We start from the raw sequence: 25,390 nt of genomic DNA on the forward strand, positions 1-25,390 counted from the left end.
TTTTCAACGCCCAGTTAAGGCTGCCAGCCGTGGATGACCGCATCGGTCGCCAATGACCGGATGATGGAGATGGCAATGACCTCGATTTCCGGGTCCTTTTCGACCCAACGGCCCTCGCCTCGCGACATGATGCAGGACCGGCTCACCGACGCGATCTCGTCGGGCAGCATCAGCGCCTCGGACAAGGACGCACTGACCTCGGCTCTCGACGACATCGACAAGAGCTTGCCGTCGCAGGCCGCCGCGGGAACGGGACGGCCCGATCCCAAGGCCATGAAGGCCAAGATCGACAGCCTGATCGACCAGGAAGTGAAGAGCGGCAAGCTGACCGACGACCAGGCGAGCGAGCTGAAGCAGCTCTTCGCCAAGGGACCCGGCGGCAAGGGCGGCCCCGGCGGGCCCGGAGGTCCGGGCGGAGCCGGCGGGCCGCGGCCCGACGAGGACACCTCCTCCACGGACGAGAGCTCCGACACCGACCAGACCACCAAGCTGCTGCAGGACTTCATGAAGCTCCTGAAGGAGAAGCAGTCGAGCGGCTCCAGCTACGGCTCGAGCGGCAGCCAGGACCTGCAGTCGGTCCTCAAGTCCCTTCTCGTCGACACGAGCGCCTGACGCGCTCCGCGTCGGCGACCCTGCGTCCTCCGGCACTCCCCAACGCCGCGCCGGAGGACGCAGATCCGCCTCGTCGGCCTTGTTGGCGAAACGGCGGCATTTCCTTTACACTGGCCGCGCTAATGTCCCGGACGCTCCTGGAACGGACGATCCCCATGGACCGCAGGCAGTTCGTACTCGCCACCTCCGCAGCACTGCTCGCGCCGACGGCCGCGTTGGCCGACGGCCTGCGCAAGGACGTCTTCATCCTCGCCGTGATGGCGCGCGATTGTCCCTTCTGCATCGAGTGGAATGCCTATGAGCGCGCCCGCCTCGAGCGGCTGTGCCGGGAAGCGCGGGTGCGTTTCCGTGAGGTCGAGGTCTTGCGCTTCACCGACATCCGCGAGGACGGTGCCTGGCCCTCGGACCTGAAGCCCGTGCTGGCGAAGATCCCCTACACGGACGGAACCCCCCGGTTCCTCGTGGTCCACGAGGGCAGGATCATCCAGCACACCGTCGGCCTGGAACAGTACCGGCGCGGCATCCTGCCCATGTTCGTGTGATCCCGGACGGGGCTGGCCAAGGCGCACGCCCCATGGCAGTTTGCGCCGCCGCGACGTGACGGCACGTCGCCCGGTGGACCGGGCGCGGCCGTTCACGAAAACGCCGCAGAGGCAGTTCAGGACCCCGCCATGACGGCCGTTCCATCGCCGGGCCCGCAATCCGACGCGCCGACAGCCGGTCCTTCATCCGGCTTCAGCCGGTTGGGACTGGTGCTGTGGGCGGGCGCGGCCGTATGCCTCGTGGCGGCGGGTCTCGTGCTGTGGAATGCCCGCGGCGCTGGCGTGTTCACCGACGTGCTGGCCGCGGCCATCGCCTGGTGCTTTTGAGAGAGCGATCGTTCCCCATGTCCGTGAAGCCTGGCCCAGACCCGTCAGCCAAGGAAAAAGCCCTGGCACGCCGGCTGGCGCTGCCCCTCCTCGCCTTCGTCTTCGGGGCCGTGGCCCTGCTGATGGCCGTCGCCGTCGTGTTCATGCCCCGGGAAGGCCAGCAGGTGGCCGCCGTCGGCGGTCCGTTCAGCCTGGTCGATCAGGACGGCAAGGCGTTCACCGAGAAGGACCTGCTTGGAAAGCCGAGCCTCGTCTTCTTCGGCTTCACGCATTGCCCCGACGTCTGCCCCACGACGCTCTACGAGATCACGCAGGTCTATTCCGAACTCGCCGCCAAGGGAGACAAGGTCCGGGCGGTGTTCGTGACCGTCGATCCCGCGCGTGACACGCCGGAGCTCATGAAGACCTATCTGTCGAGCTTCGACCCGCACATCGTCGGCCTCAGCGGCAGCCAGGCCGCGGTCGACGGCATCATGAAGGCCTATCGTGTCTTCGCACGGAAGGTGCCCGGCGAGAACGGCAACTACACGATGGACCACACCGCCCTCGTCTACCTGATGGACGCGAAGGGGCGTTTCGTGGGGGCGTTCAATCTCCAGAAGTCCCCCGCCGAAGCGGCGAAGGAACTCGAGCGCTACATGTAGCCGGGAGGGCCCGCCGGCCCGTGCTCGGTCTTGTTCCAGCGAAACGGGGCATCGAGCAGCTCCCACAGCGCCACCCAGGCCGCGACGGAAATCAGGGCGAGGTAGGGCAGCGCGAGGAGCGCGTCGAGCGCGCCCAGCCGGATCGCCCTTCGCCTGGCGGCGATCCAGGCGGGTCCGGCGACCGTCACCGCCCCGGCCGCCAGCACCACCCACGACAGCGCCACGCCCGAGAGGTCGAGCATGCCGTCGGGGTGCAGGCTGCTGCCGTCGACGAGGCGGACGACCAGCGATCCCATGAAGAGCGGGGCGCCGATGGCGGCGAGCACCGTGCCCCACCCGTGCGTGACCACGGCCAGCCGCGCCACCGGCCCGCCCGGCCAGGGCTTGCGCCACTCCCGACTGTGGACCAGGGCAGTCTGCATCCAACCTTTTCGCTTCGGTTTCGGAAGTGATCCGCCTGTTGCTGAATGTTTCGATTGCCAAGCGTTTTCAAGCACGTAATTGTTCGTCCGCGTTTCCCGATGTTCCGGTCGGTTCCGGAATTCTGTTGCGACCGTGTTGCGACGGAGGGATCTCGGAGGATCGACGCGATGCCGAAAAGCGGTTCCGGAGCGACGCGGGAGGCCCGGCCTCTCACCTCCCGGGCGATTGAGGCGATGCTGCCGGAGGCGGCCCCCTATCGGGTCCCGGATGCACGGACGAAGGGCCTTGCGGTGCGGGTCGCCACTGACGGCAAGAGGACCTTCGACCTTGCGTTCCGCGTCAAGCACGGGAAGGTCCGGCGGACCTCGCTCGGTGAGTGGCCGGGGACCACGCTCGAACAGGCCCGCGACCGCGCACATGCCCTCACCTCGGCAGCCCGGAAGGGGGTCGACCTGCTCGCGGACGAGGAGGAGGCTCGCATCGAGGCCGCGCGGCGGGTGACGGTCTCGGCCCTCATCGCGGAGTACATGAAGCGGTCCGTTCGGAAGAATGGGTTGAGGACAGCGGACGAGATCGAGCGCCGACTGAAGCGGGCGCTCGCCTCGCTCCTCGACACCCGGGCGGCCGACGTGAAGCGGCGGGACATTCGGGACGTCCTCGACGCAGTGTCGGACGAGGGCCTCGAACGAGAGGCTGAGAAGCGCCGGCAGGTCATTGGCGCGATGTTCAAGTGGGCAGTTGGGCGCGACCTGATCGAGAATGACCCCACGGCAGGGTTGAAGGCGTACGACACCGGGGCGCCTCGGGACCGGGTCCTGTCGGACGACGAGGTCCGCGCCCTGTGGGCTTGGTTGGATGCAGCAGACCTCCCCGGAGGCCACCCGGAGGTCCTCCGGTTGCAACTCCTGCTTGGTGCGCGCTGCGGCGAGGTCGCCGGCATCGAGGCCGGCGAGGTTGATCGAGAGACGTGGGTCTGGACGCTCCCGGCCGCGCGCTCGAAGAACAAGAGGCAGCGCCTCACCCCGCTGGTCGGTCTCGCCCGGGAGATCGTCGAGGCCAACTGGCCGGCGAGCGGACGCGGGCCGCTTTTCACGACCGAGACGGGGCGCGCGATGCGCGCATCGAACGTGGGCCAGAGCCTCTTGAACCGAGAGGACCGGCTCCCGATCGCAAAGTTCACAACCCACGATCTCAGGAGAACCGCCGCGACGAAGCTCGCCGAGATGGGCATACAACTCGACCTTGTCGCGGCCATCGTCGGTCACGAGGCGGGCGGGAAGAACGTCCGGACGCTCGTCCGCCACTACGTTCACACCGACCAGATCGAGAGAAAGGCTACGGCGCTTCTCGCGTGGGATGCCCGAGTGCGTGAGATCGTCGAGGACCGCCAGCCGGCGTCGAAGGTGGTCGACTTCGCTTCTGCCCGGGGCGTCGCATGAGAGGCCCTCCGCTCGTCACCGACAAGGCCGCGCGGTGGGCCATCGATGTCCCGGTCGCGGATCTCGAACGGCTCCTCTCCCTTCCCGAAGGCGTCCTGCGGGACCGAATGCGGTCCGTCGTGTACGCGTGCAACATGCAGGCACTGCGAGCGGACGACGCCGCAAGCAGGCGTCGCGCCGTCCGGATGGCGTCAGCCGCTCGTCCGGTTCTCGAACGGTTGCAAGGCATCCTCGACGAGCCTGAGACGCTCCGCGACCTACGCCGAGCGTCGGCGGCCCTTCGGAGAGCAGGGCACGGGCAGGCCGAAGTGATCGACGGGATAGTCGCGGCGCTCCTGACCGTCCCTGCCACGCTGGCCGTGGTCGAGCACGTCTCCGAAGGCAAGCGCGGCACGCCGGGGAAGGTCTGGCAGGTTGAGTTCCTCAAGGCGCTCGCCCGGGAATGGACGCAGGTCACTCGGCTGCCGCCCGCGAAGGCTTCGCGCGCTGCCGCCTCGCGGCGTTCACCCCGCGCCCTGTTCCTTCCGTTTGCCGAAGCAGCACTGGCTGACGTTGGCGTCGAGGTGAAGAACGCTGCGCGAGCTATCAAGCACGCCCTATCCGATGTGGACAAATAATCGGCGAGACGAGCGGTCAGTCTGCAACTCGGAAAATCCCTTGCCGCGATTGGTGTAGCGGCTCGATTGGGAAAAAACTTCGTCGGTGAATTTTTCGCCGTCGTTACAGGCGCTCAGAGTTCCGCGACCTTCCCGATGTCGCCGCGCCGTTTCGCGGCTCGAAGGGAAGCAAAATGAACCACTCGAACAAGATCAGCGACAGCGGCGGCGACAGCCGTTCCGCCATCGCCCCGCGCCTCCTCACCGAGGAGCAGGCGCGCGCCGCGCTCGGCGGTATCAGCCGCACCACGATGCATCGCATGATGGTCGGCGGGCGCATCCGCGTCGTGAAGCTCGGACGCCTGAACATGGTGCCGGTCGAGGAGATCGACCGCGTCATTGCCGCCCTCCCGGCCGCGCGCGAGGTGGCCTGATCATGGCGCGCACCGTGAAGAAGACCGAGACGGCCGGCGAGGTCTTCGCCCGGCTCGACGCGGCGAAGGTCGAAGCCCAGCGGGCCGTCCTCGCCGCCGCCGCGATCTACAGCCAGTTGCTCGCGATGTGGGACCTGCATTCCATCGAGGCCATCCATCAGCGTCCGGACTGGGACGAGGTGCTCACCGCCCGCGAGGCGGCCGACGAGGCGCGGATCGCTTTGGCGAAGCTCGGCGACGAGCGTGCCGCCGCGCAGGCGGCCGTGAACGGGGGGCAGCAGTGATGGCCTCCCGGTTCTTCAAGTCGATCCCGGGCGGCGCTGTGTCGCTCGCCGAGCGCGTCGCCGCGATCGTGGCGTCGCTGACCCCCAAGGCGTCCGCCGTGACCAAGGCGGGAGAGATCGTCGGTCTGGCGCGGCAGGTTGCCGAGGAGCGGCCGAAGCAGCAGGCTGAACTCGACGCGGAAGCGGACGAGGCCGAGCGGGCGGCGATCCGCGAGGCTGGCCTGCTCGCCGTCGGGCTCACGACGGACGCGAGCGCCGTCGAGGCCAAGCGGGCGGACGCGAGCGTGAAGCGGACCACCGCCCTCGCCGGGAAGGTCGCGGCGCAGGCCGACGCGGACGTCGTCAGGATCGCCGAGGAGCGCCGCCGCGACGCCGGCCGCGCGCTCCACGAGGCGATGGAGGCCGAGATCGCCCCGCTCCGCGAGGAGGCGTTGGCGCAGTTCCGCGAGACCGTCGCCGCGCACGTGCGGGCGCACGACCTCGCCGCTGCCCTCGGTCTGCCCGTCGGTGAGCGTCCCCAGATCATCGACCCCATCAGCCACGAGCGCCTCACCCCGCCCGAGCCCGACGCCGAGGCTCGGGCCATCGCCGAGGCGCTCGAACCCGTGCGGTGGCAGATCCGCGTCACCGCCTGAACCTATCCCCATCCGGCCCGGCAGCCCTCCGGAGGCCTTCGCATCGAGGCCAACAACGGCACGCCCCCTCCCGGCCGGGCCACGTTCTTTGGACGGGTCAAGGGGGCGAACGGTGCAGGCCGGCGGCGCGACGAGCGTGGCGTGCCGCCGGCCAGACCTTCCAACGAGAACGGACGCGATGACCGAGCCCATCACCCTCTTAGCAAAGTGGCGTCTCGCGCAGGCCATTGCGGCTGACCCGAACACGCCTCCGTCGGCTCTCCGGGTCGCCCTCCGGCTGCTCGACCACCTGAACGGCAAGACGGGCCGCTGCGACCCCGCCCACGCGACAATCGGTGCCGCCCTTGGCATCGGCCGCCGCACCGTTGTCGATGCAATCCACGCGCTTGAACGGGCCGGTTGGCTGCGGGTCGAGCGTGGCGGCGGCGATCCGAACGCCCCGAACGGCTACTCGACGAACTCGTATCAGTTCGCCGTGGAGAGGCTCGGCGAGGTTCCCGAGGCCGGACGGGACGACGATCCCCCCCGTGCAGAAACTTGCACCCCGGGGGGTGCGGAAGTTCGCACCTCCCCCCGTGCGGGAATTCGCACCCCCCCGGTGGTCATTTCCGCACCCCCCCGGGGTGCGGAAATCCGCACACAAACTATGAACAGGTCTACCGGGAAGAGAAACCGGGAACGGGAAACACTTATCCCCCTTCCCCCTCACCTCGTTCTTCGCGCGACCGGGCGACCGGACTGCCGGACGAACTCCGGGCCGACTTCTCCCTCTTCTGGTCGATCTATCCGCGCCGTGAGCGCGTCGGGGCGGCCGAGGCTGCTTTCGCTCAGGCGGTCGCCAACGGCGCGGACCCCGCCGACCTCATCCACGGGGTCCGCGCCTATGCCCGGTCTGTGAAGGGGAGCGAGCCGAAGTACGTCGCGGGTGCTGCCCGCTGGCTCGCCGAGCGTCGCTGGACGGACGAGCCGCCGGCCCCGTCTACCGGCCCCGACCCCATCACACTGGACGGCGACGGCAACATCGTCGCCGTCCCGCCTACGGCGCAAGCCGCACCTCGTCGGCGCATGACACCTGCCGAGGAAATCCTCTCCGCCTTCACCCCCGATGCTCTCGAAGAAATGGACGCCAATTGGAGGGCTCGCCGCAATGGCCACTGACATCGTCTCGTCGAACTCCCGGACAGAACTCGCGCCGTACATCAAGGCTCACATCGCGACTGCGCACCGTCTACGCCAGCTCAAGGCGGAGATCAGCGTCGACGGAGGTCACCGGTACAACGAAATCCGGGCGCTGGAATTGGTCCGCTCCGGCGAAGTCACCCGCGCCGGCATGCAGACGACGGTCGCGACCTTGACCACCGCGATCTACACGCCGTCCCCGCCCGTCTCGCTGCTCGCCGTCCTCGTGGAGCGAATGACGTCGCTGCCTCGTGCCAACGTCGATCTGGTCGCGTGGGCCCGGCACACGGTCGAGCTTCTCTCCGAGGAGGAGGTCGACGAGGACAGCGCCGAGGCTTGGTACGACGTTGCGGGCGGCTTCTCGGCCGCGATCGTTCACGTCGCGGCGACGAACATCCTTGCGAGCGAGCGATGGCTGCCTCCGCCCGCCGCTGTCCTCGAAGCCTGCAAGGCCGTCCGTCTCGCGCTGATCCACGACCTCTCGGTGGCCCGCTACTTCGAGAAGCTGGCCGCCAAGACGGACCCGGACGCCCCGGGCGTCTGGGATCTCGACTAACGCACCACCAACCCGATCGCGCGCCAGAGGGGCGCGCGGCATAGCCTGAAAGGAGGCCGCAACTTGCAGCCCATCACCGCCAACGAACTCACCTCCGGGACGCTCGGGCGAGCCCTTGAGATGCGAGCCACGACCACCCGTGGCCCCGTCTCGAAAGAGTTCATCGCTGGGGCTCTCGCCCTGCTCCGCGTCAAGCCCGACGCGCTCGCGGAAAACCTCTTCGCCGCCGGCCTCTGCGCCGAAGCGGACGTCCCCGTCGACTTCGGCAAGACCGAACGGAGCGGTGACTTCACCATCATCACGAGCCGCAACCACCGCTGAAGGAACACAACATGACCACCCTCGAAATCACCGCCAACAACGCCGCCCGCGTCGGCGCGGCCATCGCCCTCGCCGCCAAGCAGGGGCACGCCCTTTCCCCCGAACTCATGAGCGGCCTTTCCGCCGGAGCCGAGCACTCCCCCGGCTTCACGGCCGAGCAAATCGTCGACTTCGGTCTCGACTTCCAGCGTGGCGTCCTCGAAACCCGAACGCGCCTCTGCGACGTCGGCGCTGTCGCCCTCGCCGCCGGACGGTTCGACGAATTCAAGGTGCTGCTCGGCAAGGGCGTCGCCATCGAGGTGATCGAGACGGTGTTCGCGATCTACAGCGCGCCGAAGGCGGCCGGTCAGGGCACGAGCCCGCAGACCGGATGGCCTTCCTTCGGCGACCGCCGCCAGCACTGACCTCCACCGCCGTCCGCCTCGCGGGCGGCGGTCCCCCTGTCTCACCGAATGGAGAACGCACATGATCGACGACATGTGGACAGACGAGAGGCTCGCGCAGGTGGCGGCGATGACGCCGACCGATCGCGCTCACGAATTCGATGCGAGGGTCGCGGCGGGCCACCGACTGGCCGAGGTTCGGCTCGCCTTCAACACGCCGAGGTTGAACGCGGCCGAGATCCGGGAGGCGTTCATCACCGGGGCGGTGGGCTTTGAGGCGTTCGAGGCGCACGACATCTTCCCGCTCCTCGCCGCTCCGGCCACGGACGCCCTTCCCCGCCCCGTTCCCCCTGCTCCTCCCCCGCCGTCCCCCGCCGAGCGCGACGACGGGGCCGACGGACGCGACGCGTGGGCGCGGGCCGTCGAGCGCATCAACGCCCGGCTGGCGCAGCCGCAGAGCGGGCCCTGAGGCAGGCTGGGGGTCTCGGCGGGTAGCCCCGTAGCGGGCCGAGTGCTCGAGGCCCCTCACTCACGCCCCCTCAGCGACGGCGGGGCGGCCGGAGGGGGAGGCCCCCGGAAGTGGACGGGTCCTCCCGGCGGTCTCGGTCGGGTGCGGGCGTAGGCGGCCGCAGTTTTCGAGCGTTTTTGGGGAAATGAAAACCGCGGTTTTATTCAGCGAGATCGACGCTCGTCATCAGCAAAAACAGCGACTTAGCGTCCCCAAATGGCAACTTCGGAAAGGACAGGAACACCGTGACGAAGATTATTGAAGCACAGGCGATCATCTCCGCGAAGGACAACACGGGCGGGGCGTTTGCCGCCGTCTCGAAGAAGCTGACGGACATCTCCAGAGCGGGGAAAGTCGTCGGCGAGAGCATGTCCGGGATGGGTCGGCAGATTGGTCTCATGCAGGACAAGCTTGCGAAGATCCAAAACTTCAGGGCGATGCACACCGGCCTCGTCGAGGCTCGGACGAAGTTCCGGGACGCGCAGCGCGAGGTCGAGCGGCTCGGGCGGGCGGTCGGGGAGGCCGCGAAGCCGAGCCGGGATCTGGCTCGCGCCTATGAACAGGCGCAGCGCGCGGTCAAGGGAGCATCGCAGGCGTTCAAGCAACAGGCCGAGGCGGTCTCGGCGGCGAAGCGCGAACTCGGGTCTGCCGGGGTCCCGATCAATCGTCTCGCGAGCGCGCAGGATCACCTCCGCAAGTCGATCGACAGCGCGAATGCGAGCCTCGCGAGGCAGGCGTCCTACCGGCGGCTCATTCAGGCTTCGCCCGACGTCCGCTCGCCCGTCGCGACCCGCGCCGGCGTCGGCTCCGGGGCGGGTGACCTCGTCGGCGGCGTCGCCGGAGTGGTCGGAGCCGGCAAGCTCGGTCAGGTCGCCGGGAGGGCCGTCGAGGGCTGGACGACGATGGACGAGGCGCTTCGGCGTCAACAGGCCATCATGTCGATCTCGCCCGAGACGCAGGGCCCGCTTAAGGCGCAAGCGTTCCGGATCGGTCAGGACACGCGGTTTACGAACCCTGACGTGGTCCGGGCGCAGACCACGATCTCGACCCGTCTCCCGAAAGAAGCGCAGACCGTCGGCGTCGTCTCGGGGATCACCGAGGCCGCGCGCGACTACGCCCTCGCGATGGGCACGACGATGGACGAGGGAGCCGAGGCGATCATCGCCCGGATGCTCGCTCGTCGGATGGACATGAGCACGCCCGAGGCGGCCGGCGCGAGCGCGCGGCACGCCGCGAACCGGCTCGTCCAGCGCGCGAAGATCTCGGGCGCGAAGCACGACGACCTGATGGGCTCGACGAAGTTCGGCGCGGCCCCGGGGCAGGTCGCCGGGTTCTCGGAAGAGTTTCAGGACGCGTTCGAGGCGCAACTTCAGCGTATCGGTTACGAGGGCTCGATGACCGGCAACTTCGCCCGGGCAGCGGCCATGAAGCTTTCGACGCCGACGACGAAGGGGCTCGCGGCCATCGCGGCGAGCGGCCTTCGGTACGACGACTACGTCAAGCCGGGGACGAACTTCTCGGCCGGCGGCCTCTCCGACATGCTGAAACTCAAGTTCGGCCGAGCGATCTCGGGCGATCAGATCTCGAAGCTGAACGAGATCTTCGACGACGAGACCGTCACGGGCGACCGGGGCGAGTTCGTCTCGCGGGTCTCGGGCGTCCTCGGGGAGAGCTTCGCCCGGAAGACCAAAAGCGGGAAGGTGAACGCGCAGGACGCGGAGCGGATCGCGAAGACCGCCGACCAGTTCTACACCCTCAACGCGCAGGGCGTTCAATCCGAGCGCCTGATGGCCGACCTCGTCAAGCAGGGGCTCTCGCCGGCCGTCGCTCGATACCTCTTCGGGCAAGAGCACGGCGGTCGAGCGCAGTCGCTCAATTACGAGCAACTGCTCCGCGACCAGCAGACGATGAAGGACACGCCGGGGAACCGGGCCGCGAAGATCGGCGAGGACATCAACGCGGGTGCCTATGGCGCTTATCAGCGGATGATCGGCTCGATCGAGACCTTCACGACCCGGCTCGGCGAGGCGAACGACCGGATCATGACCGTCGGCTTCGACAAGCTCGGGAACGCGATCGACGCGATCTCGAACCTGCCGAACCCGATCGTCGCGTTCGGAACGGCGGTCACGGCGGCAACCGGCGGCCTCGTGGCTCTGGCGGGAGCCTCCCGGATCGCGGCCTTCGCGGGGATCCCGGGCGCGGCCACGGTCGGAGCGGCGGCCGGCGGCATCCTCGCGTTCGGCGGCCGAGTGGTTGGTGCGCTCGTCCCGCCCCTCGGGGCGGCGGCGACCGGCTACTACCTCGGGAACAAGGCCGGCGAGGGTCTCTCGGTCGTCGGCGAGGCCGCTGCCGGGAAGCACTGGACGCCGAAGGGCGACGCCGAGCGCGCCGACCTGAAGGAGCGGGCCGCGAAGCTCGAAATGATGATCAAGAACACCGAGGAGCGGTCGAAGCTCCCGGACGTGGCGGCGGTCGTCACCGGGCCGATGAGGTCGGAGCTTCAGGACATCCGGAACCGCCTCAATTCCGAGGTGAAGGTGCAGGGGACCGCCGAAGTGAAGGTGACGATCGAGCCCTCGGGAGCCTTGAGCGATCTCCTCAAGCGGGCCGAGAGCGCCGGGAAGATGGCGATCTCAAACGGTCCCGGGTCGAACGGGACGACGATGCCCGAGGCCGCCCCTCCGCGTCGGGGACGTGGGGACCTCTGACCCCTGCTCCCGGATAGCCCCGCGCCTTCGCAGGCGCGGGCGCTGGCGGGCTCGGACAGTGCCTCGGCTACTCGGGTGGCGGATCGCCCACGCGGCCCCCACGGGCCTCCGTTGCGAGAGGCGTTTAAGCAGAACCGGGATCACCGCCGAGATCGACGAAAACCTGATCCGCCGGAGCCTCTCCCCCGCCATCCGCTCGCGCCTGACGGACGAGCGGAAGGCGATCTTCGAGGAGGAGCATCCGGAGACGAAGCACGGTGGGGATCGGCGTTCAAGTGCTCAAGTTGAGCACTTGAACGTGACGGACCGCTTCACTCGCGAGGTCTCGCGCCGGACCGGCCGGTCGGAGCAGAGCGTCCGCCGCGACGCCCAGCGCGGGAAGATCCTCGGCCCCGCTCTCCTCGACCGGGTCGCCGGGACGAGCCTCGACAAGGGCTCGAAGCTCGACGCCCTCGCGAAGCTCCCGGAGCCCGAGTGGAAGGCTACTGTGTTGCTCGAAACTTGAGGTCGCGCCATGTTCCCGCAGGACTTGCTCGTTCCGTCGATGGTCGCGCACTGATTTGGAAGACTTTCAGGGGACAGGTCTCGATCAAGGGCCTCGGGGTTTGCCCGGCAACTTAAAGGGTGGGGAATGACCGACGAACTCGATCCTCTCGACGAACTCCTCGACCTGATCTCTCCGCGCTTCCGGGTGGCGCACGTAGGCTACGAGTGGCACGTCGTGCTCCACACGCCCGCCTCTCACATTCCGCCGACCCGGCCGGAATTCGACACAGTCGTCCAGAGCTTCCCGCACCCGGATGGCAAGCCGGAGGGCGAGGCGAAGTCGAAGGCGATCCGCCTCGCCCGGGCGTTGAACGCCGTCTTGCGAATGTAGACGGGGGGAGGCTTTGGGCCTACCCGCTCCACTTCACACCCTTCATTGGGGAGCCACCCATCATGAAGCTCGACAAGGCCGTCGCCGCTCTTGAGGTCGCCGGAGCCCGCAAGCGGGTCCGCGCGGCCGAGGCGGAGGCGCGAGCGACGAAGCTCTCGGCGAGGCTCCGACTGTCCCGGCAGCGCGAGGCTCCCCGCCGCCGCTACCTCGCCCCCGACGTGATCCGCGCGGCGATGCTTGCCGGTGAGGGACGCTCTGCCGCCGAGATCGCGACGGAGCTTGGCGGCACCACCGCCCGCAGGGTCGCGGCCCTCTGCCACAAGCACGGCATCCGGCTCGTGCCGAAGCGCAATAGCGAGGCGTGTGTCCGCGTCGTCATTCCCCGGTCTTCCCTCGACGCCCTCGCCCGGATCTCCGTCGATCGAGACGAGACACCGGAAATCGTCATGGCCTCCGCGCTGGCCGCTCTCGCGGCCGAGCCGACCGTGCTCGCGAACCTGCTCGACGACGACGCATGACATTCTGGGGGGAACGCGGTCCTCGGACCCGAAATCCCCCAGTATTCCCCCACCTGAAATCCCCCGAAATCTCCATATTGCGCAACGGCTGCGCTCACTCGATGCTTTGGATCGTCTCGAACAGGAGCGATCCCATGTCATTCATCTCCGCGATCTCCACCTTCTACCTTTCCGAGCGCCGCGACGCCCGCCTCCGGGACGATCCCAACGCCACGCACGAACAGGTCCACGCCGCGATCGACGCCTCGCGGGCGGCGATCGACGCCGTGGCCTCGATCGTCCCCCGATCGCCCGAGGAGCGTGACGCCGCTCTCGGGCTCTTGCAGGACCTCACGGCGGCCGGGGAGTGGCAGCAGCAGGGGGCGAGGATCAGGGCGAACCTGTCGGGGCGGTGAGAGCGTCCCACTCCGCGTCGGCGAACAGCGCGAACCGCAGGAGTTGAACTCGGCAGGTATCGGCCTCGGCGTCGGTGATCGCGGTGGCGCGTCCGTGCCCCGCCTCGTCGCGCCAGACCGCAAGCAGGCCGACGAAGCTTTCGAGAGGCTCGCGCAGACTGCCCTTGAGGCGGGAGCCGATGAGGTCGGTCATCTTCTTCCGCCCCTGCGCCGAGCGGTAGTCCCGCAGGACCGCGTCCTCGTCCCCCGTCTTCGCGATTGCCAGCGCGAGGAGGATCGCCTCCGCCGCCGCCCCGCACATGACGCAGGCCGCGAGGTATCTCCCGGCGCGGTAGCACCCGATCGCCTCCTCGGCCCGTTGCATGAAGCCGGGGCCGAACCGCCGGCCGGGACCCGCGATCACGTCCATGAACCGGGAGGGGTCTCGCGGAACGCTCTCCGGGCGAGCCGCGATCCACTTGCGGCCGAGGGCCGTCAGGGCGAAGCCGCCGTCTATCGTCCCCCCTATGCGCCCGCCGTCGACGATGACGGGGCCGGGTCTAAGGACGCCCATTCGGCATAGCTCGGCGACCGCGTCGGCGACGCTGATCAGGTAGGGGCGTTGGCGATCCGTGTCGTCGTGCCAATTCCCCACCCCTCCCCCTGATCGCCAGAGAGCATCGGCGACGCTGGGGATGAAAAGGTCGAAGCCTTGATCGCCCTGAGGGCGGCGCAGGGCATAGGGGTCGGGCGCGCTCTTCAACCTCTCGCAGACGAAGTCGAAGGCGACGTCGAAGTCGACAGTGTCCATTCCGTCTCCTTGGGTTGGTGGCCGAAGGTATGCCGCTCGGGCGGGCGTAGGAAAGCGCCCCCGCGCCCGGGGTAGGACGAGCGCGGGGGGCTCCCGCTGCTCCCGAAGGGGTCGATCCGGGAGACGCGAGCTTGTGCAGTTGTTGCGACGGCGTTGCGACGGGGGCGTTGCTCGGCGGCAACATCGGGACGATCGCACTGCAATGATTGGGAAATTTCTGACGTCGCCAAAGGCGCATCCAGCCCTTCATCCACCGCACGCGCTGCGGAAACCATCGCCGCAGGGTCGCGGGCGCCTCCTCCAGCGTGGTCGACGCCAGCATCGCGGTCCGGAACCCGCGCCGCGCCAGGCGGAGCCCGACGTCGGCGTCCTCCGTCACGTTCCAGGCGTCCCAGCCGCCCGCGGTGATCAGGGCCCGGCGCCGGAAGTGATTGGAGGTGCCGCCGAGCGGAACGGGCACCGCGAGCCGTGTCATCCCCGGCAGGGTCACGTCGAAAAGCATCGCGTATTCGAGGCGGAACAGGCGCGCCAGCCATCCGTCGCCGCCATTGTGGATGGCCAGCGAGGCCTGCAGGCAGCCGACGTCCTCGCCCAGCCGGGCGAAGGTGGCGGCTGAAAGCCGCAACTGCGCCGGCTCGGGGCGGTCCTCGGCGTCGTAGACGACGAGCAGGTCCCCACGCGTCAACGCGAGGCCGATGTTCAGGGCCCGGGGCTTCGTCCGCGGAGTGCCGTCCGGGCACGTCACGGTGCGCATGCCCGTCGGCAGGAGGAGGCGCGACAGGGACGCCCGGGTCAGCCGGTCTCCCGCCTCGACGAGAAGCAGGATCTCCAGGCGGGCCCGCGGATAGTCCAGCCGCGCCAGGGCCGCGACCAACCCGCGCACGACCGCGTCCCCCTCGCGGTAGAGCGGCACGAGCACGGTGTAGGTGGGAACAGGGCGGTCGTGCGGCGCCGTGGCCCGATCGCGCACCCGTGGCTCGCCGGCCGCGGCCAGGCGCAGCGACATCGCCGACAGGAACAGAAGACCGAGGACGGCCTGCAGGATGGCGAGCGCCGCGCCGGGGTCGATGGCCGACCCCGCGGCCGACAGCGCGACGCAGGCGAGGCCGGTCCGGGCCTCGCGCGCGGTCGCCTCGCTCCTGTACGACGCGCTGCCCGATGCCTCCGGCAGGCCGTCCGCGCCGTGGCTCGCCACGGCAGCGGCCGACCCCGCCAGCACGGCCGCCTCGAGGCGCCCGGGCGTGGTGACCGCGAAGTCCCGCGGCGCGCGCCCGGCCAGGGAGAGACCGATGAGCACCCTGATCGCCGCGGCGCGGGGCGCCACCACGACGCGATGGCCCAGGCCGGGCACCGCCCGCGCATGGCCGGTGGCGATGATGACCGGCACGTCGGCGGCCTCGCAGACGACCCTCGGCGTCGCCACGAACGGAAACCCGCACTCGCCGGCAAGGGCACGGTAGAAACCGTCCTCCGAGATCGCGCCGGACGCGATGAGGACCCTCTCGGTGCTGGCGCCCGTCTTGCGCGCCTCGATGGCCGCGCCGGCCAGTTGCAGGGCCGAGACGCCGTGGCCCATGAGGAACATCAGGTCTCGCGCGTGCAGGCGATGGGGATCGGGATCGGGATCGTGGATCATCGGCGCCTCCGATCTCCCTCGGGACTTCCCGTCGCGACCGCGACGGTGCTACGCAGGAGAGGACGCGAGTCAGTGAAGGACGGATGTCGCGCCGGTGCCACGGAGCCGCAGTTGAACTCGATGGGTCTGCGAGGATCGAAAGGGTTGCGCCGGGCCATCGCGCTCGCCGCCGCCCTATGGGCCCTCGTCGCCGCGACGCCGGTGGTGCGGGCCGCCGACGTCTTCATCCCCGGCTTCTGGGAAACCAACCAGCGGCTGGAAAAGCCGGAAATGTCCGGCCTCAAGGCGATCCGCTTCCTGACCGACGACGACTATCCCCCGATGCACTTCCTGTCGGAGGACGGCCGGCTGTCGGGCTTCAACGTCGATCTGGCGCGCGCGCTCTGCGACATCCTGAACGTGGCCTGCACCATCCAGGCCCGGCGCTGGGACACGCTCCTGGATGCCTTGAAAGAGGGCCGCGGCGATGCCGTCATCGCCTCGCTGCGCGCGACCAAGGAGCTGCGCTCCTCGTTCGGGCTGACGACCCCCTACCTGCGCACGCCCGCCCGCTTCGTCGGCAAGCAGAACGCGCCCGGCTCCCTCACCGCCGACGCGCTCGCGGGGCGGACCGTCGCCGTCGTCGAGGGCAGCGCGCACGAGTCCTTCCTGCGGACCTTCTTTCCCAAGGCCACGCTGGTGCCGGTGAACGACCTCGAGCGCGCCAAGTCCGCGCTCCAGCGCGGTGACGCGGAGCTGCTGTTCGGCGATGGCCTGACGCTCGCCGTGTGGCTCAACACCGAGGACGGGGCACGCTGCTGCAGCTTCGCCGGCGGCCCCTACACCGAGTCCCGCTGGTTCGGCGAAGGCGTCGTGATCGCGCTGCGCTCGAACGATCCGCTGCTGCGCCGGGCCCTCGACTATGCCCTGCAGCGGGCGGCGGAGACGGGCGTCCACGCCGAACTCTATCTGCGCTGGTTCCCGGTCGGCTTCTACTGACGCGGATTGACCCCGCGCCTCTGCATTCCTAGTGTGCGCGCCGCTTCCGGGCCCGTCAGGGCCCGCGTTTGCTTGACGCACCCTCAATCGGCAACCCGACGGACACAGCGCCCATGACCGCGCCCGAGACGACGCAATCCTTGATCGAGGCCGCCGCCCAGGCGACGGCCTGGCCTTTCGAGGAGGCGCGCAAGCTCATCGAGCGGGTCAAACGGACGGGCCAGACGCAGGTGCTGTTCGAGACCGGCTACGGACCCTCGGGCCTGCCGCACATCGGCACCTTCGGCGAGGTCGCCCGCACGACGATGGTGCGCCACGCCTTCCGCGTGCTCACGCACGACACGATCCCCACGCGGCTGGTCGCCTTTTCCGACGACATGGACGGCCTGCGCAAGGTGCCCGACAACGTGCCGAACAAGGAGCTGCTCGCCGCGGCCCTCGGCAAGCCGCTGACGCAGGTGCCGGACCCGTTCGGCACCCATGCGAGCTTCGGCGAGCACAACAATGCCCGCCTGCGGACCTTCCTCGACCACTTCGGCTTCGACTACGAGTTCATGTCGTCGACCGAGTGCTACAAGGGCGGGCGCTTCGACCAGACGCTCCTGCTGATGCTCGAGCGCTACGACGAGGTCATGCGCATCATGCTGCCCTCGCTGCGCGAGGAGCGGGCGCAAAGCTACTCTCCCTTCCTGCCGATCCATCCGGTGACCGGCATCGTGATGCAGGTGCCGCTCGACGAGATCCGGCGTGAGGCAGGCACCGTCGTCTGGCGCGATCCGGCCACCGGCGAACGCTTCGAGACGCCCGTGACCGGCGGCCACTGCAAGCTGCAGTGGAAGCCCGACTGGGCCATGCGGTGGGTCGCGCTCGGCGTCGACTACGAGATGGCCGGCAAGGACCTGATCGACAGCGTGAAGCTGTCGGGCGAGATCGCGCGTGCGCTGGGCGCCGCGCCGCCCGAGGGCTTCAACTACGAGCTCTTCCTGGACGAAAAGGGCCAGAAGATCTCGAAGTCGAAGGGCAACGGCCTGACCATCGACGAGTGGCTGCAGTATGCCAGCCCCGAAAGCCTGTCGCTGTTCATGTTCCAGAAGCCGCGGGAGGCCAAGCGGCTCTACTTCGACGTCATCCCGCGGATGGCGGACGACTACCTGACCTTCCTCGACAAGTATCCCCAGCAGGCCGCCCGCGAGCGGCTGGCCAACCCGGTGTGGCACATCCATGCCGGGGACCCGCCCGCGCCGGAGACGGTGGCGGCCGGCGGCAATGCGCCCGCCGCGTCGATCTCGTTCGGCATGCTGCTGAACCTGGTGGCCGTGGCCAACAGCGAGGACAAGCAGGTGCTGTGGGGCTTCATCCGGCGCTACGCGCCGGGCGTCACGCCCGACAACCACCCGCGGCTCGACCAGCTGGTGGGCTACGCGGTCGCGTATTTCCGCGACTTCGTGCGCCCGTCGAAGACCTATCGCGCACCGAGCGAGGCCGAGGCCGCGGCCCTGGCCGACCTGTCGGCGTCGCTGGAAACCCAGGCCGGATCGGTCGATCCGGAGGCGCTTCAGGCGGTGGTCTACGAGGTCGGCCGCAGGCACTTCCCCGATACCAGCGGCAAGTCAAAGAGCCCGGACGGCCGCCCCGGCGTGTCGCAGCAGTGGTTCCAGACCATCTACCAGATCCTCCTCGGACAGGACCGCGGCCCGCGGTTCGGATCCTTCGTCGCGCTCTACGGCGTCGAGGAAACGCGGCAGCTGATCGAGAAGGGGCTCAGCGGAGCGCTCATGGCGGAGCACGCCGCGTTTCTCGCGGCGCGCAAGGCGTGAGGCGATCCTGACAGGGCGGCGTGAGATCGAGCGATCTCACGCGGTCACTGGCTGGCCCACATCACCCGGACGACCCAGATCACGTCCTGCGCCGGGATGGCGCGGTCGGGATGGCTGGGATTGAGCGAGACGAGTTCGATCAGCTTGGCGGTCCGCCGCTTGAGCTCCTTCACCATCACCTCTCCGGCAACGGTGCGGACGACGACCCTGTCCCCTCGCCGGATCGATGCCGATGGCGAGCAGATCAGGATGTCGCCGTCGCGATAGAGCGGCAGCATGGAGTCCCCGCTGACCTCGAGCGCGTAGGCGTCGTTGCCGGGCAGGTCCGGGAAGTTGACCTCGTCCCAGGACGTGCCGGCGGGCACGCCCCGATCGTCGAAGTGTCCTTCTCCCGCCTCGGCGATGCCGAGCAGAGGAATGGTCTTGCGGTCCGGTCCGCCCGTGCCGTTCGACACGAGCGTCATGAATTCGTCCAGCGAGGCACCCGTGGCGTCGAGCACCTTTGCCAGCGATTCCGTTGAAGGCCAGCGCAGGCGTCCGTCTACCGACACCCGCTTGGACTTGTTGAAGGTCGTCGGGTCCAGACCGGCCTTTTTGGCTAGTCCGGAAGCCGTCAAACCGTAGCGTGCGGCGATCGCGTCAATCGCCGACCAGATTTGACCGTGCGAAAGCATGGCCCCCCCAATAGGCCGACAGCGCCCAGGATCACCGCCCCCTGCGGTAATCCAGACCGCCGCCGAATGGAAATCGTCTTGATGCGAGCATCGCGGTGGGCAGGCTGCTAGAACCTGCTTCAGGCCGGTTTATGAGCGGTCCGGCCGTGTCCGTGAGGTTCGTATCGTGACAATCATATATAAGGTATGCCCCATCGCGGAATGGAATGCAGCACAAAACGCGTCGACATACGAAGGGTCGGCCGTTGATGAGGCCGATGGCTTCATCCATTTTTCGTCACCATTGCAGGTGCGAGAGACGGTTCGTCGCCACTTCAAGGCGCAAACGGGCCTGGTGCTGCTGACCGTCGAGGCGCGGGTCCTGGGCCCCGCCCTGAAATGGGAACCGTCGCGGGGCGGCGATCTTTTCCCGCATCTCTATGGCCCCCTGCCCGTCTCGGCTGTAACGAAAGTCGATCCGCTTCCGCTCGATTCCAGCGGCGAGCACGTGTTCCCCGCGGAGGTTCCGTGATCCTGTCGTCACTCGTCGGGCGCTTCGGCGCACTGGCACTTCCCCTGCTGCATCGCCTGGACGCCGAGACGGCGCACGGCATGACGATAGCGGCCCTGAGAACGCTTCCGCCCACGCCGGCACCGGCGAGCGATCCCGCGCTCGCGGTCGAGGCCTTCGGCCTGTCGTTTCCCAATCCGGTCGGCATCGCCGCCGGGTTCGACAAGAACGCGGAAGTTCCCGACGCGTTGCTCGGGCTCGGGCTGGGGTTCTCCGAGGTGGGCACGGTGACGCCGCTGCCGCAGGCCGGCAATCCACGGCCGCGCATGTTTCGCCTGCCTGCCGACATGGCGGTGATCAACAGGCTGGGCTTCAACAACGAAGGCCATGCGGCGGCGCTGGCACGGCTCAAGCTGCGGGGAGCCCGGCCCGGGATCGTCGGCGTCAACATCGGCGCGAACAAGGACAGCACGGACCGCATTGCCGACTACGTGAAGGGCATCGAGCTGTTCGGGCCCGTGGCCGCATACTTCACCGTCAACGTCTCGTCGCCGAACACGCCCGGTCTGCGCGACCTGCAGCACGAGGCGGCGCTGGACGAACTGCTGGCCAGGGTGATGGACGCCCGCGCCCGCGCGGCGACCGGGCGACCGGTGCTCGTGAAGATCGCGCCGGATCTCCTTCCGGCCGACCTCGACACCATCGTCGCGGTGATGCGCCGGCGGCAGGTCGACGGCATGATCGTCTCCAACACCACGATCTCGCGGCCGAACGGCTTGCGCGAGACGGCGACGGCCCGTGAACAGGGGGGCCTTTCCGGGCGCCCGCTCCTGCCGCTGGCGAACCGAACCCTGGCCGAGGTGTTCGTGCGGGCCGAGGGGCAGTTTCCCCTGATCGGCGTGGGCGGCATCCACTCCGCCGCGAGCGCCCTTCAGAAGATCGAGGCCGGGGCGACCCTGATCCAGCTCTATTCCGCCCTCGTCTATCGCGGCATGCCGCTCGTCGACGAGATCAAGGCGGAACTCGCCAGGGCCGCGAAGGCGGCGGGGCCGGGGGGACTGGCGCGCCTGGTGGGACGCCGGGCGGCAGACCTCTGCGCGCAGCCCTACCCGGGCTGAGGCCCGAAGGTCCGGCGGAACAGGCTCGGATAGGCGATGGCCTGGCCGATGCCGCGTGAGCCCAGGAAGACCAGGAACGCCAGCCAAAGCCCGGCATTGCTCCATCCGGCCGCCGCCCACCACGTGGTCAGGTAAAGCGCGAGCGAAACCAGCATCAGGTTGCGCATCGCGCGGGTCCAGGTGGCCCCCACGAAGATCCCGTCGAAGGCGAAGGCGGCCGCGCCGGCCAGCGGCGTCAGCGCGGCAAACGGCAGGAACGCGAGACCCGCCTCGCGAACCTGCGGGTTGGTCGTGACGAAGTGGACGAAGGCCGATCCCCCGGCGAGGAAGATGCCCGCGACGGCGAGCCCGGTCACCAGGCTGAGCATCAGCGCGTTGCGCACCGTCCGGCGGAAACCCTCGCGGTCGCGGGCTCCGACGGCCTGCCCGCACAACTGCTCGGCGGCGGTGGCGAAGCCGTCGAGGAAGTAGCCGCCAAACATGAAGAGGTTGTAGAGGACCGCGTTCGCGGCGAGCGTCACGTCCCCGGCCCGCGACCCCTGGGCCGTGAAGAAGCCGAAGGCGCCCATCAGGGCGAGGGTCCGGATCGCGACGTCGCGGTTGACGGCGAGCATGCGGCGCACGGCCGAGGGCGTGGCCACGTCGGCGAAGCGCAGGCCGCGCGGCAGGCCGCCGATATGCCACAGGATGCCGAAGCCCGCGGCCGCGCCGATGGCTTCGGCGACGACCGTGGCCGTCGCGACGCCCGCGATGCCGAGCTGGGCACCGACGACGAGAGCGAGCGTGATCGCGATCTTCGACAGATTGATCAGGACCTGGAGCATCAGCCCGAGATCGGTGCGCGCCCTGCCGATGAGCGAGCCCAGGATGGCGTAGTTGGCCAGGGCCAGGGGGGCCGACCAGATGCGGATGCCGATATAGGTCCGCGCGGCGCTCTCGACGGCGGGGCTGGCCTCCATGAGCGCGAAGGCGGCCCGCATGATCGGGCCCTGCAGGGCGATGAGCAGGACGCCCAAGACCGCGGCGAAGGCCAGCGCGCGAGCGAGCGCCCGGGCGGATTCCGCGTCGTCGCCGGCCCCGTGCGCCTGCGCGGTCAGACCCGCCGTGCTCATGCGCAGGGATCCGAGCCCCCAGAAGAGCACGTCGAACACGATGGCGCCGATCGCCACCGCGCCCAGCAGGGCCACGTCGCCCAGGCGGCCGATCGCGGTGGCGTCCACCAGCCCAAGCATGGGCTGGGTGACGTGGGCGAGCATCATCGGAATGGCGAGGCGCACGAAGTGCGCGACGCGTGCGTCCACGGGCCGGGCCCGCGGCAGGGAGTCGGCGGCGCTCACGCCATCACCTGCGATCCGTCACGCCCGGCGTTGACCGAAGAGACGCATCACCAGCCACAGCGGGATCACGATCACGGCGCCGTACACCAGCCAGCGGAACACTTCGCGGAAGGCGCCGAAGCCGAAATCCATGATGCTGTCGACGAGATGCTTGATGCCGCGCAGCAGGTCGGGCGGCGTCAGCCCGAGGAGCGACAGGAACGCGCCGACGAGGATCGACAGGAAGACGAGCTTCACAAGCACCGCGCCCGGCGAACCGCCGAGGAAGCGCGTCACGTTCTGGTCCATCGACGTCTCCGGCGACCGGGTCCTGACAGGCCGTCGCACCGCGCCGGCCGCCTTTAGATGCCTTCGGGGCGCGGCAAGTGCAACCCCTGCGGTCCCCTTACTCGAACCCGAGCGGAACGGGCTGGCCGGCGGCGATCTTCGATGCCGCGATCACGGCCTGCGTGCGGCTTTCGACACCCAGCTTCTGCAGGATCGCGGAGACGTGCGCCTTCACGGTGGCCTCCGACACGCCGAGCTCATAGGCGATCTGCTTGTTCAGCAGCCCCTCCGACAGCATCATCAGCACGCGAACCTGCTGCGGCGTGAGCGTGGCGAGGCGCTTCACGAGGTCGCTGGTCTCGCGGTCGGCCGGCGTCGACAGGTCGACGTCGGACGGCGTCCACGCGCCGCCGTCGAGCACGCTGCGGATCGCGCCGCGCATGGTGTCCACGTCGACCGACTTGGGGATGAAGCCGGACGCGCCGAACTCGATGCAGCGACGGATGACGCCGCGGTCCTCGTTGCCGGACACGATGACCACCGGGGTTCCCGGATGCTGGGCGCGCAGATACATGAGGCCGGAAAAGCCCTGGACGCCGGGCATGGTGAGGTCGAGCAGCACGAGGTCGATGTCGGCGCCCTTGCCGAGCATGTCGCTGACCTCGTCGAAGGTTCCCGCCTCGACGATCTGGATGCCGTCGACAAGACCGGAGACCGCCTCGCGCAACGCGCCCCTGACGAGAGGATGGTCGTCGGCGATCATGATCCTCGTCTGCGACGCATCTGCCACGGCCAGTCCCCCCGCTCTTTGTCCGATCTTTGCGGATCGCGGTGCCATTGTGACGCCTCAGGGGTCGGACAAGCAAGCCGTTCCAAGGTAGACTTATGATTCAGTTGGCGGTTCGGCGCTCGCGCCCCGCCGGATCCGGCACAGTCACGAAGATCCCGTCCATGGAACCGCAGTCAGGGCATCTCGGCCGGCAGGCCAGCCTGAGCCTCTTCATCCTCATCGTCGCCGCGACGCTGGCGGTGGTGCTGGACCGGGTCGGGGTCGCCGTCGCCGTCCTGGTGTCGCTGGCGCTCGTGCTGGTGATGGCCGTCGGCACGGTGTCCGGCCTCCTGGCCGGGACCATGCGCCTGCCCGTCTACCTCACGGGCGGGGGTGACCTGCCGGTCGGTGCGGTGGGCCTGATCGTCGCCGTCCTGGTGGCCGGCGAGCCGCGCCTGCAGCCCGTGGCGGCCATGGCCGCCCTCGCCCTGTGGGCGCTCTTCGTCGCTCCGCTGATGCGGCGGACCGGCATGCCGGGGCTCCCGGGAGCGCTCGGGCACGCCTTCGGCAGCCGGGTGCTGCAGGTCCCGCTGGCGATCCTGGCCGCGGGGTGGTGCATCGTCTTCGCGGCCTCGCATCTGGCGCGTGCCGTCCAGGTGATGGCCCCGATGCTGTCGCTGCGCGACGGCACGGCGGTGGCGCTGGCGGGCGCCATGCTGGCCTTGGTCGTCGTCCCCGGCGGGCTGCGCGGGGGGACACGCATGGCCGTGTCGCTGGGCCTGGTGGCTCTCCTCGCCGCCGCCGCGGTCGTGACGTCTGGCCTGGCCGGCGGCGGCCTGACGCTGTCGAGGATCGTCCAGGCGACCGCGGTGGGCACGGGCACCGGCATGGAGCAGGCGCTGGCCCTCGCCGGCCTGGTGGCCGCGCCCCACCTTGCGGCCGTCGCCGCGGCCGGCCGCTCGGCGGGCACGGTCCGCGAAGGCGGGCTGTGGGGAGCCCTGTCGTCGATCCTGATCGCCGCGGCCCTGATCGCCACGGACACGACCAAGACCCCCTCGGGCCTCGCGGTCCTTCTGCCCATGGCGACGGCGGGCGCAGGCCTTGCGGTCGATCTCGCCTCGGCAGGCCTCCTGCTGCACGCGGCGGGCGTCGCCCTCGGCTACGAGCTGCGCGGGCCGGTGGACCGGCGCCGCAATCCCATGTCGCAGCGCTTCGCCACGGTTCGCGTGGCAGGCCTCACCTGCATCGTGGCCGCGAGCATCCTCGCCGTGTGGCGGCCGGCCCTGATCGAGGCGATGACGGGTCCCGCGACCGCTCTCCTCGTGGCGGGGATGGGACCGCCCCTGGTCCTTGCCGTCGCAAGCCGCGCTCCCGGGCGCTGGGGCGGACTCCTGGGCAGCACGGTGGGGCTCGTCACCACGCTGGTTCTGCTGACGGGGCAAGTGATGCCGGCCTGGCTGCCGGAGCCGGCGGGCTTTGCCGGACTGCTCTTCGGCCTCGTGGTCGGGCTGTTCCCGGCCCTCGCGTCCCGGCGTCGCGAGCCGGCGGTGACGGTGGAGGAAGGCGCGCTCTGAGCCTTGGAGAGGCCGGCTTCACCCGGCCCGCTCGGGAACGGCCAGCACGCTGCGAATGGCGAAGCTCGACTGGATGCGGGCGACGCCGGGCAAGCGCGACAGGATCTCCTTGTGGATCACCTCGTAGTGGGCCGCGTTGCGCGCCTCGGCCCGCAGCAGATAGTCGGCGATGCCGGTCATCAGGAAGCATTCGCGGATCTCGGGGTGCTTGCGCACCGCCTCCTCGAACCGGTTGAGCGACTCCTCGCTCTGCCGGTCGAGGGTGATCTGCACGATGACCACCATCGCGTCCGTCGCATCGTCGGCGACGATCGCGGTGTAGCCGCGGATGACCCCGCCCGTCTCCAGCGCCTGGACGCGGCGCAGGCACGCCGATGGCGACAGCCCCACCTCCCGGGCAAGCTCCACGTTGCTCATGCGCCCGTCACGCCGCAAGGCCCGGATGATGCGCCTGTCGAAGTCGTCGATCTTCACGCAATGATCCTCCGCTTGTCGCAATAATTGAGCGCAAGACGTCTATTTCTGCAAGTTTCGATCGAGGAACGAAAACACATTC

At 69.3% G+C, this 25,390-nt stretch carries 32 protein-coding genes; 24 read left to right on the forward strand and 8 right to left on the reverse strand.

Translation table 11 applies throughout. The annotated features are described in order from the left end of the window. The first annotated feature begins 75 nt into the window (after positions 1 to 75). The 4 genes from Q0Q47_RS21890 to Q0Q47_RS21905 all read left to right on the forward strand — a co-directional run bounded on the left by Q0Q47_RS21890 (position 76) and on the right by Q0Q47_RS21905 (position 2,125). Positions 76 to 612 (forward strand): hypothetical protein, encoded by a 537-nt coding sequence (locus Q0Q47_RS21890; protein ID WP_293864813.1) that lies wholly within the window; start codon positions 76 to 78, stop codon positions 610 to 612. Between the two features lie 155 nt (positions 613 to 767). Continuing rightward, entirely contained in the window at positions 768 to 1,154 is a 387-nt protein-coding gene (locus tag Q0Q47_RS21895; protein ID WP_293864816.1) for a hypothetical protein, read from the forward strand. 129 nt (positions 1,155 to 1,283) lie between these two features. Further along, a complete protein-coding gene (locus Q0Q47_RS21900) occupies positions 1,284 to 1,481 on the forward strand; it encodes a hypothetical protein (RefSeq protein WP_293864819.1) in 198 nt (65 codons plus the stop codon). 17 nt (positions 1,482 to 1,498) lie between these two features. Then, a complete protein-coding gene (locus Q0Q47_RS21905; protein WP_293864822.1) occupies positions 1,499 to 2,125 on the forward strand; it encodes an SCO family protein in 627 nt (208 codons plus the stop codon). On the opposite strand, the gene Q0Q47_RS21910 is transcribed toward Q0Q47_RS21905, so the two are convergent. Beyond that, the gene (locus tag Q0Q47_RS21910; RefSeq protein WP_293864825.1) at positions 2,116 to 2,547 is read right to left on the reverse strand and encodes a hypothetical protein; all 432 of its coding nucleotides are present in this window, start codon (positions 2,545 to 2,547) and stop codon (positions 2,116 to 2,118) included. The two genes, Q0Q47_RS21905 and Q0Q47_RS21910, sit on opposite strands and share 10 nt — an antisense overlap. Positions 2,548 to 2,715: 168 nt before the next feature. On the opposite strand from Q0Q47_RS21910, the gene Q0Q47_RS21915 reads away from it, so the two are divergent. The 15 genes from Q0Q47_RS21915 to Q0Q47_RS21980 all read left to right on the forward strand — a co-directional run bounded on the left by Q0Q47_RS21915 (position 2,716) and on the right by Q0Q47_RS21980 (position 13,384). After that, complete coding sequence (locus Q0Q47_RS21915; RefSeq protein ID WP_293864828.1) at positions 2,716 to 3,987, forward strand: tyrosine-type recombinase/integrase; 1,272 nt, start codon at positions 2,716 to 2,718, stop codon at positions 3,985 to 3,987. Continuing rightward, entirely contained in the window at positions 3,984 to 4,604 is a 621-nt protein-coding gene (locus Q0Q47_RS21920) for a hypothetical protein (protein WP_293864831.1), read from the forward strand. The genes Q0Q47_RS21915 and Q0Q47_RS21920 overlap by 4 nt, the downstream gene beginning before the upstream one ends. Positions 4,605 to 4,777: 173 nt before the next feature. Further along, complete coding sequence (locus Q0Q47_RS21925) at positions 4,778 to 5,017, forward strand: helix-turn-helix domain-containing protein (RefSeq protein WP_293864834.1); 240 nt, start codon at positions 4,778 to 4,780, stop codon at positions 5,015 to 5,017. A gap of 2 nt (positions 5,018 to 5,019) precedes the next feature. Continuing rightward, positions 5,020 to 5,301: a hypothetical protein gene (locus Q0Q47_RS21930; protein ID WP_293864837.1), complete on the forward strand. Its 282-nt coding sequence runs from the start codon at positions 5,020 to 5,022 to the stop codon at positions 5,299 to 5,301. Further along, complete coding sequence (locus tag Q0Q47_RS21935; RefSeq protein WP_293864840.1) at positions 5,301 to 5,936, forward strand: hypothetical protein; 636 nt, start codon at positions 5,301 to 5,303, stop codon at positions 5,934 to 5,936. Before Q0Q47_RS21930 ends, Q0Q47_RS21935 begins: the two co-directional genes overlap by 1 nt. A 178-nt stretch (positions 5,937 to 6,114) precedes the next feature. Then, complete coding sequence (locus Q0Q47_RS31195) at positions 6,115 to 6,834, forward strand: helix-turn-helix domain-containing protein (protein WP_367278288.1); 720 nt, start codon at positions 6,115 to 6,117, stop codon at positions 6,832 to 6,834. Between the two features lie 249 nt (positions 6,835 to 7,083). Further along, positions 7,084 to 7,671 (forward strand): hypothetical protein, encoded by a 588-nt coding sequence (locus tag Q0Q47_RS21940; protein ID WP_293864843.1) that lies wholly within the window; start codon positions 7,084 to 7,086, stop codon positions 7,669 to 7,671. Between the two features lie 63 nt (positions 7,672 to 7,734). Further along, complete coding sequence (locus tag Q0Q47_RS21945; RefSeq protein ID WP_293864846.1) at positions 7,735 to 7,992, forward strand: hypothetical protein; 258 nt, start codon at positions 7,735 to 7,737, stop codon at positions 7,990 to 7,992. An 11-nt stretch (positions 7,993 to 8,003) separates the two neighbouring features. Next, complete coding sequence (locus Q0Q47_RS21950) at positions 8,004 to 8,396, forward strand: hypothetical protein (RefSeq protein ID WP_293864849.1); 393 nt, start codon at positions 8,004 to 8,006, stop codon at positions 8,394 to 8,396. Between the two features lie 61 nt (positions 8,397 to 8,457). Further along, on the forward strand, positions 8,458 to 8,844 hold the full coding sequence (locus Q0Q47_RS21955) for a hypothetical protein (protein WP_293864850.1): 387 nt from the start codon (positions 8,458 to 8,460) through the stop codon (positions 8,842 to 8,844). 284 nt (positions 8,845 to 9,128) lie between these two features. Next, entirely contained in the window at positions 9,129 to 11,594 is a 2,466-nt protein-coding gene (locus Q0Q47_RS21960) for a phage tail tape measure protein (protein ID WP_293864851.1), read from the forward strand. 298 nt (positions 11,595 to 11,892) lie between these two features. Beyond that, a complete protein-coding gene (locus Q0Q47_RS21965) occupies positions 11,893 to 12,099 on the forward strand; it encodes a hypothetical protein (protein ID WP_293864852.1) in 207 nt (68 codons plus the stop codon). A gap of 126 nt (positions 12,100 to 12,225) precedes the next feature. Continuing rightward, complete coding sequence (locus Q0Q47_RS21970) at positions 12,226 to 12,471, forward strand: hypothetical protein (protein ID WP_293864853.1); 246 nt, start codon at positions 12,226 to 12,228, stop codon at positions 12,469 to 12,471. A 62-nt stretch (positions 12,472 to 12,533) separates the two neighbouring features. Beyond that, on the forward strand, positions 12,534 to 12,989 hold the full coding sequence (locus Q0Q47_RS21975; RefSeq protein ID WP_293864854.1) for a hypothetical protein: 456 nt from the start codon (positions 12,534 to 12,536) through the stop codon (positions 12,987 to 12,989). Between the two features lie 134 nt (positions 12,990 to 13,123). Then, positions 13,124 to 13,384: a hypothetical protein gene (locus Q0Q47_RS21980; protein WP_293864855.1), complete on the forward strand. Its 261-nt coding sequence runs from the start codon at positions 13,124 to 13,126 to the stop codon at positions 13,382 to 13,384. Here the strand turns inward: Q0Q47_RS21980 and Q0Q47_RS21985 are convergent. After that, positions 13,359 to 13,937, reverse strand: a complete 579-nt coding sequence (locus Q0Q47_RS21985; protein WP_293864856.1) for a hypothetical protein — start codon at positions 13,935 to 13,937, stop codon at positions 13,359 to 13,361. The genes Q0Q47_RS21980 and Q0Q47_RS21985 overlap by 26 nt on opposite strands. Then, on the reverse strand, positions 13,924 to 15,810 hold the full coding sequence (locus tag Q0Q47_RS21990) for a glycosyltransferase (protein ID WP_293864857.1): 1,887 nt from the start codon (positions 15,808 to 15,810) through the stop codon (positions 13,924 to 13,926). The genes Q0Q47_RS21985 and Q0Q47_RS21990 overlap by 14 nt, the downstream gene beginning before the upstream one ends. A 144-nt stretch (positions 15,811 to 15,954) precedes the next feature. Here Q0Q47_RS21990 and Q0Q47_RS21995 point away from each other — a divergent pair, with 144 nt between their 5' ends. Next, positions 15,955 to 16,788, forward strand: coding sequence for a transporter substrate-binding domain-containing protein (locus Q0Q47_RS21995; RefSeq protein WP_293864858.1), 834 nt, complete (start codon positions 15,955 to 15,957; stop codon positions 16,786 to 16,788). Between the two features lie 113 nt (positions 16,789 to 16,901). Next, positions 16,902 to 18,605, forward strand: coding sequence for a lysine--tRNA ligase (locus Q0Q47_RS22000; protein ID WP_293864859.1), 1,704 nt, complete (start codon positions 16,902 to 16,904; stop codon positions 18,603 to 18,605). A gap of 44 nt (positions 18,606 to 18,649) precedes the next feature. Here Q0Q47_RS22000 and Q0Q47_RS22005 read toward each other — a convergent pair whose 3' ends face one another. Continuing rightward, a complete protein-coding gene (locus Q0Q47_RS22005; RefSeq protein WP_293864860.1) occupies positions 18,650 to 19,279 on the reverse strand; it encodes a helix-turn-helix transcriptional regulator in 630 nt (209 codons plus the stop codon). A 166-nt stretch (positions 19,280 to 19,445) separates the two neighbouring features. Between Q0Q47_RS22005 and Q0Q47_RS22010 the strand changes: the two genes are divergently transcribed. Both Q0Q47_RS22010 and Q0Q47_RS22015 read left to right on the forward strand, forming a co-directional pair. Next, positions 19,446 to 19,790: a DUF952 domain-containing protein gene (locus Q0Q47_RS22010; protein WP_293864861.1), complete on the forward strand. Its 345-nt coding sequence runs from the start codon at positions 19,446 to 19,448 to the stop codon at positions 19,788 to 19,790. Positions 19,791 to 19,792: 2 nt separating this feature from the next. Next, positions 19,793 to 20,887, forward strand: a complete 1,095-nt coding sequence (locus Q0Q47_RS22015) for a quinone-dependent dihydroorotate dehydrogenase (RefSeq protein WP_293864926.1) — start codon at positions 19,793 to 19,795, stop codon at positions 20,885 to 20,887. On the opposite strand, the gene Q0Q47_RS22020 is transcribed toward Q0Q47_RS22015, so the two are convergent. From Q0Q47_RS22020 to Q0Q47_RS22030, 3 genes are all read right to left on the reverse strand, one after another. Then, positions 20,875 to 22,224, reverse strand: a complete 1,350-nt coding sequence (locus Q0Q47_RS22020) for an MATE family efflux transporter (RefSeq protein WP_293864863.1) — start codon at positions 22,222 to 22,224, stop codon at positions 20,875 to 20,877. The genes Q0Q47_RS22015 and Q0Q47_RS22020 overlap by 13 nt on opposite strands. 18 nt (positions 22,225 to 22,242) lie before the next feature. Next, a complete protein-coding gene (locus Q0Q47_RS22025; RefSeq protein ID WP_293864865.1) occupies positions 22,243 to 22,512 on the reverse strand; it encodes a DUF6460 domain-containing protein in 270 nt (89 codons plus the stop codon). Between the two features lie 97 nt (positions 22,513 to 22,609). Then, positions 22,610 to 23,254: a response regulator transcription factor gene (locus Q0Q47_RS22030; protein ID WP_293864867.1), complete on the reverse strand. Its 645-nt coding sequence runs from the start codon at positions 23,252 to 23,254 to the stop codon at positions 22,610 to 22,612. A gap of 188 nt (positions 23,255 to 23,442) precedes the next feature. Between Q0Q47_RS22030 and Q0Q47_RS22035 the strand changes: the two genes are divergently transcribed. Next, the gene (locus Q0Q47_RS22035; RefSeq protein WP_293864869.1) at positions 23,443 to 24,834 is read left to right on the forward strand and encodes a hypothetical protein; all 1,392 of its coding nucleotides are present in this window, start codon (positions 23,443 to 23,445) and stop codon (positions 24,832 to 24,834) included. A gap of 18 nt (positions 24,835 to 24,852) precedes the next feature. Here the strand turns inward: Q0Q47_RS22035 and Q0Q47_RS22040 are convergent, their stop codons facing one another. Next, on the reverse strand, positions 24,853 to 25,308 hold the full coding sequence (locus tag Q0Q47_RS22040) for an Lrp/AsnC family transcriptional regulator (RefSeq protein ID WP_293864871.1): 456 nt from the start codon (positions 25,306 to 25,308) through the stop codon (positions 24,853 to 24,855). Positions 25,309 to 25,390: the final 82 nt, after the last annotated feature.

The sequence above is a fragment of the uncultured Alsobacter sp. genome (assembly GCF_945952055.1).
Taxonomy (GTDB): Bacteria; Pseudomonadota; Alphaproteobacteria; order Rhizobiales; family Beijerinckiaceae; genus Alsobacter.

What these genes read in the sequence shown, in the direction of transcription:
- Q0Q47_RS21890 (WP_293864813.1), top strand. Translation starts at nt 76, where the DNA reads ATGACCTCGATTTCCGGGTCCTTTTCGACCCAACGGCCCTCGCCTCGC.
- Q0Q47_RS21895 (WP_293864816.1), top strand. Translation starts at nt 768, where the DNA reads ATGGACCGCAGGCAGTTCGTACTCGCCACCTCCGCAGCACTGCTCGCG.
- Q0Q47_RS21900 (WP_293864819.1), top strand. Translation starts at nt 1,284, where the DNA reads ATGACGGCCGTTCCATCGCCGGGCCCGCAATCCGACGCGCCGACAGCC.
- Q0Q47_RS21905 (WP_293864822.1), top strand. Translation starts at nt 1,499, where the DNA reads ATGTCCGTGAAGCCTGGCCCAGACCCGTCAGCCAAGGAAAAAGCCCTG.
- Q0Q47_RS21910 (WP_293864825.1), bottom strand. Translation starts at nt 2,547, where the DNA reads ATGCAGACTGCCCTGGTCCACAGTCGGGAGTGGCGCAAGCCCTGGCCG.
- Q0Q47_RS21915 (WP_293864828.1), top strand. Translation starts at nt 2,716, where the DNA reads ATGCCGAAAAGCGGTTCCGGAGCGACGCGGGAGGCCCGGCCTCTCACC.
- Q0Q47_RS21920 (WP_293864831.1), top strand. Translation starts at nt 3,984, where the DNA reads ATGAGAGGCCCTCCGCTCGTCACCGACAAGGCCGCGCGGTGGGCCATC.
- Q0Q47_RS21925 (WP_293864834.1), top strand. Translation starts at nt 4,778, where the DNA reads ATGAACCACTCGAACAAGATCAGCGACAGCGGCGGCGACAGCCGTTCC.
- Q0Q47_RS21930 (WP_293864837.1), top strand. Translation starts at nt 5,020, where the DNA reads ATGGCGCGCACCGTGAAGAAGACCGAGACGGCCGGCGAGGTCTTCGCC.
- Q0Q47_RS21935 (WP_293864840.1), top strand. Translation starts at nt 5,301, where the DNA reads ATGGCCTCCCGGTTCTTCAAGTCGATCCCGGGCGGCGCTGTGTCGCTC.
- Q0Q47_RS31195 (WP_367278288.1), top strand. Translation starts at nt 6,115, where the DNA reads ATGACCGAGCCCATCACCCTCTTAGCAAAGTGGCGTCTCGCGCAGGCC.
- Q0Q47_RS21940 (WP_293864843.1), top strand. Translation starts at nt 7,084, where the DNA reads ATGGCCACTGACATCGTCTCGTCGAACTCCCGGACAGAACTCGCGCCG.
- Q0Q47_RS21950 (WP_293864849.1), top strand. Translation starts at nt 8,004, where the DNA reads ATGACCACCCTCGAAATCACCGCCAACAACGCCGCCCGCGTCGGCGCG.
- Q0Q47_RS21955 (WP_293864850.1), top strand. Translation starts at nt 8,458, where the DNA reads ATGATCGACGACATGTGGACAGACGAGAGGCTCGCGCAGGTGGCGGCG.
- Q0Q47_RS21970 (WP_293864853.1), top strand. Translation starts at nt 12,226, where the DNA reads ATGACCGACGAACTCGATCCTCTCGACGAACTCCTCGACCTGATCTCT.
- Q0Q47_RS21975 (WP_293864854.1), top strand. Translation starts at nt 12,534, where the DNA reads ATGAAGCTCGACAAGGCCGTCGCCGCTCTTGAGGTCGCCGGAGCCCGC.
- Q0Q47_RS21980 (WP_293864855.1), top strand. Translation starts at nt 13,124, where the DNA reads ATGTCATTCATCTCCGCGATCTCCACCTTCTACCTTTCCGAGCGCCGC.
- Q0Q47_RS21985 (WP_293864856.1), bottom strand. Translation starts at nt 13,937, where the DNA reads ATGGGCGTCCTTAGACCCGGCCCCGTCATCGTCGACGGCGGGCGCATA.
- Q0Q47_RS21990 (WP_293864857.1), bottom strand. Translation starts at nt 15,810, where the DNA reads ATGATCCACGATCCCGATCCCGATCCCCATCGCCTGCACGCGCGAGAC.
- Q0Q47_RS22000 (WP_293864859.1), top strand. Translation starts at nt 16,902, where the DNA reads ATGACCGCGCCCGAGACGACGCAATCCTTGATCGAGGCCGCCGCCCAG.
- Q0Q47_RS22005 (WP_293864860.1), bottom strand. Translation starts at nt 19,279, where the DNA reads ATGCTTTCGCACGGTCAAATCTGGTCGGCGATTGACGCGATCGCCGCA.
- Q0Q47_RS22025 (WP_293864865.1), bottom strand. Translation starts at nt 22,512, where the DNA reads ATGGACCAGAACGTGACGCGCTTCCTCGGCGGTTCGCCGGGCGCGGTG.
- Q0Q47_RS22030 (WP_293864867.1), bottom strand. Translation starts at nt 23,254, where the DNA reads ATGATCGCCGACGACCATCCTCTCGTCAGGGGCGCGTTGCGCGAGGCG.
- Q0Q47_RS22035 (WP_293864869.1), top strand. Translation starts at nt 23,443, where the DNA reads ATGGAACCGCAGTCAGGGCATCTCGGCCGGCAGGCCAGCCTGAGCCTC.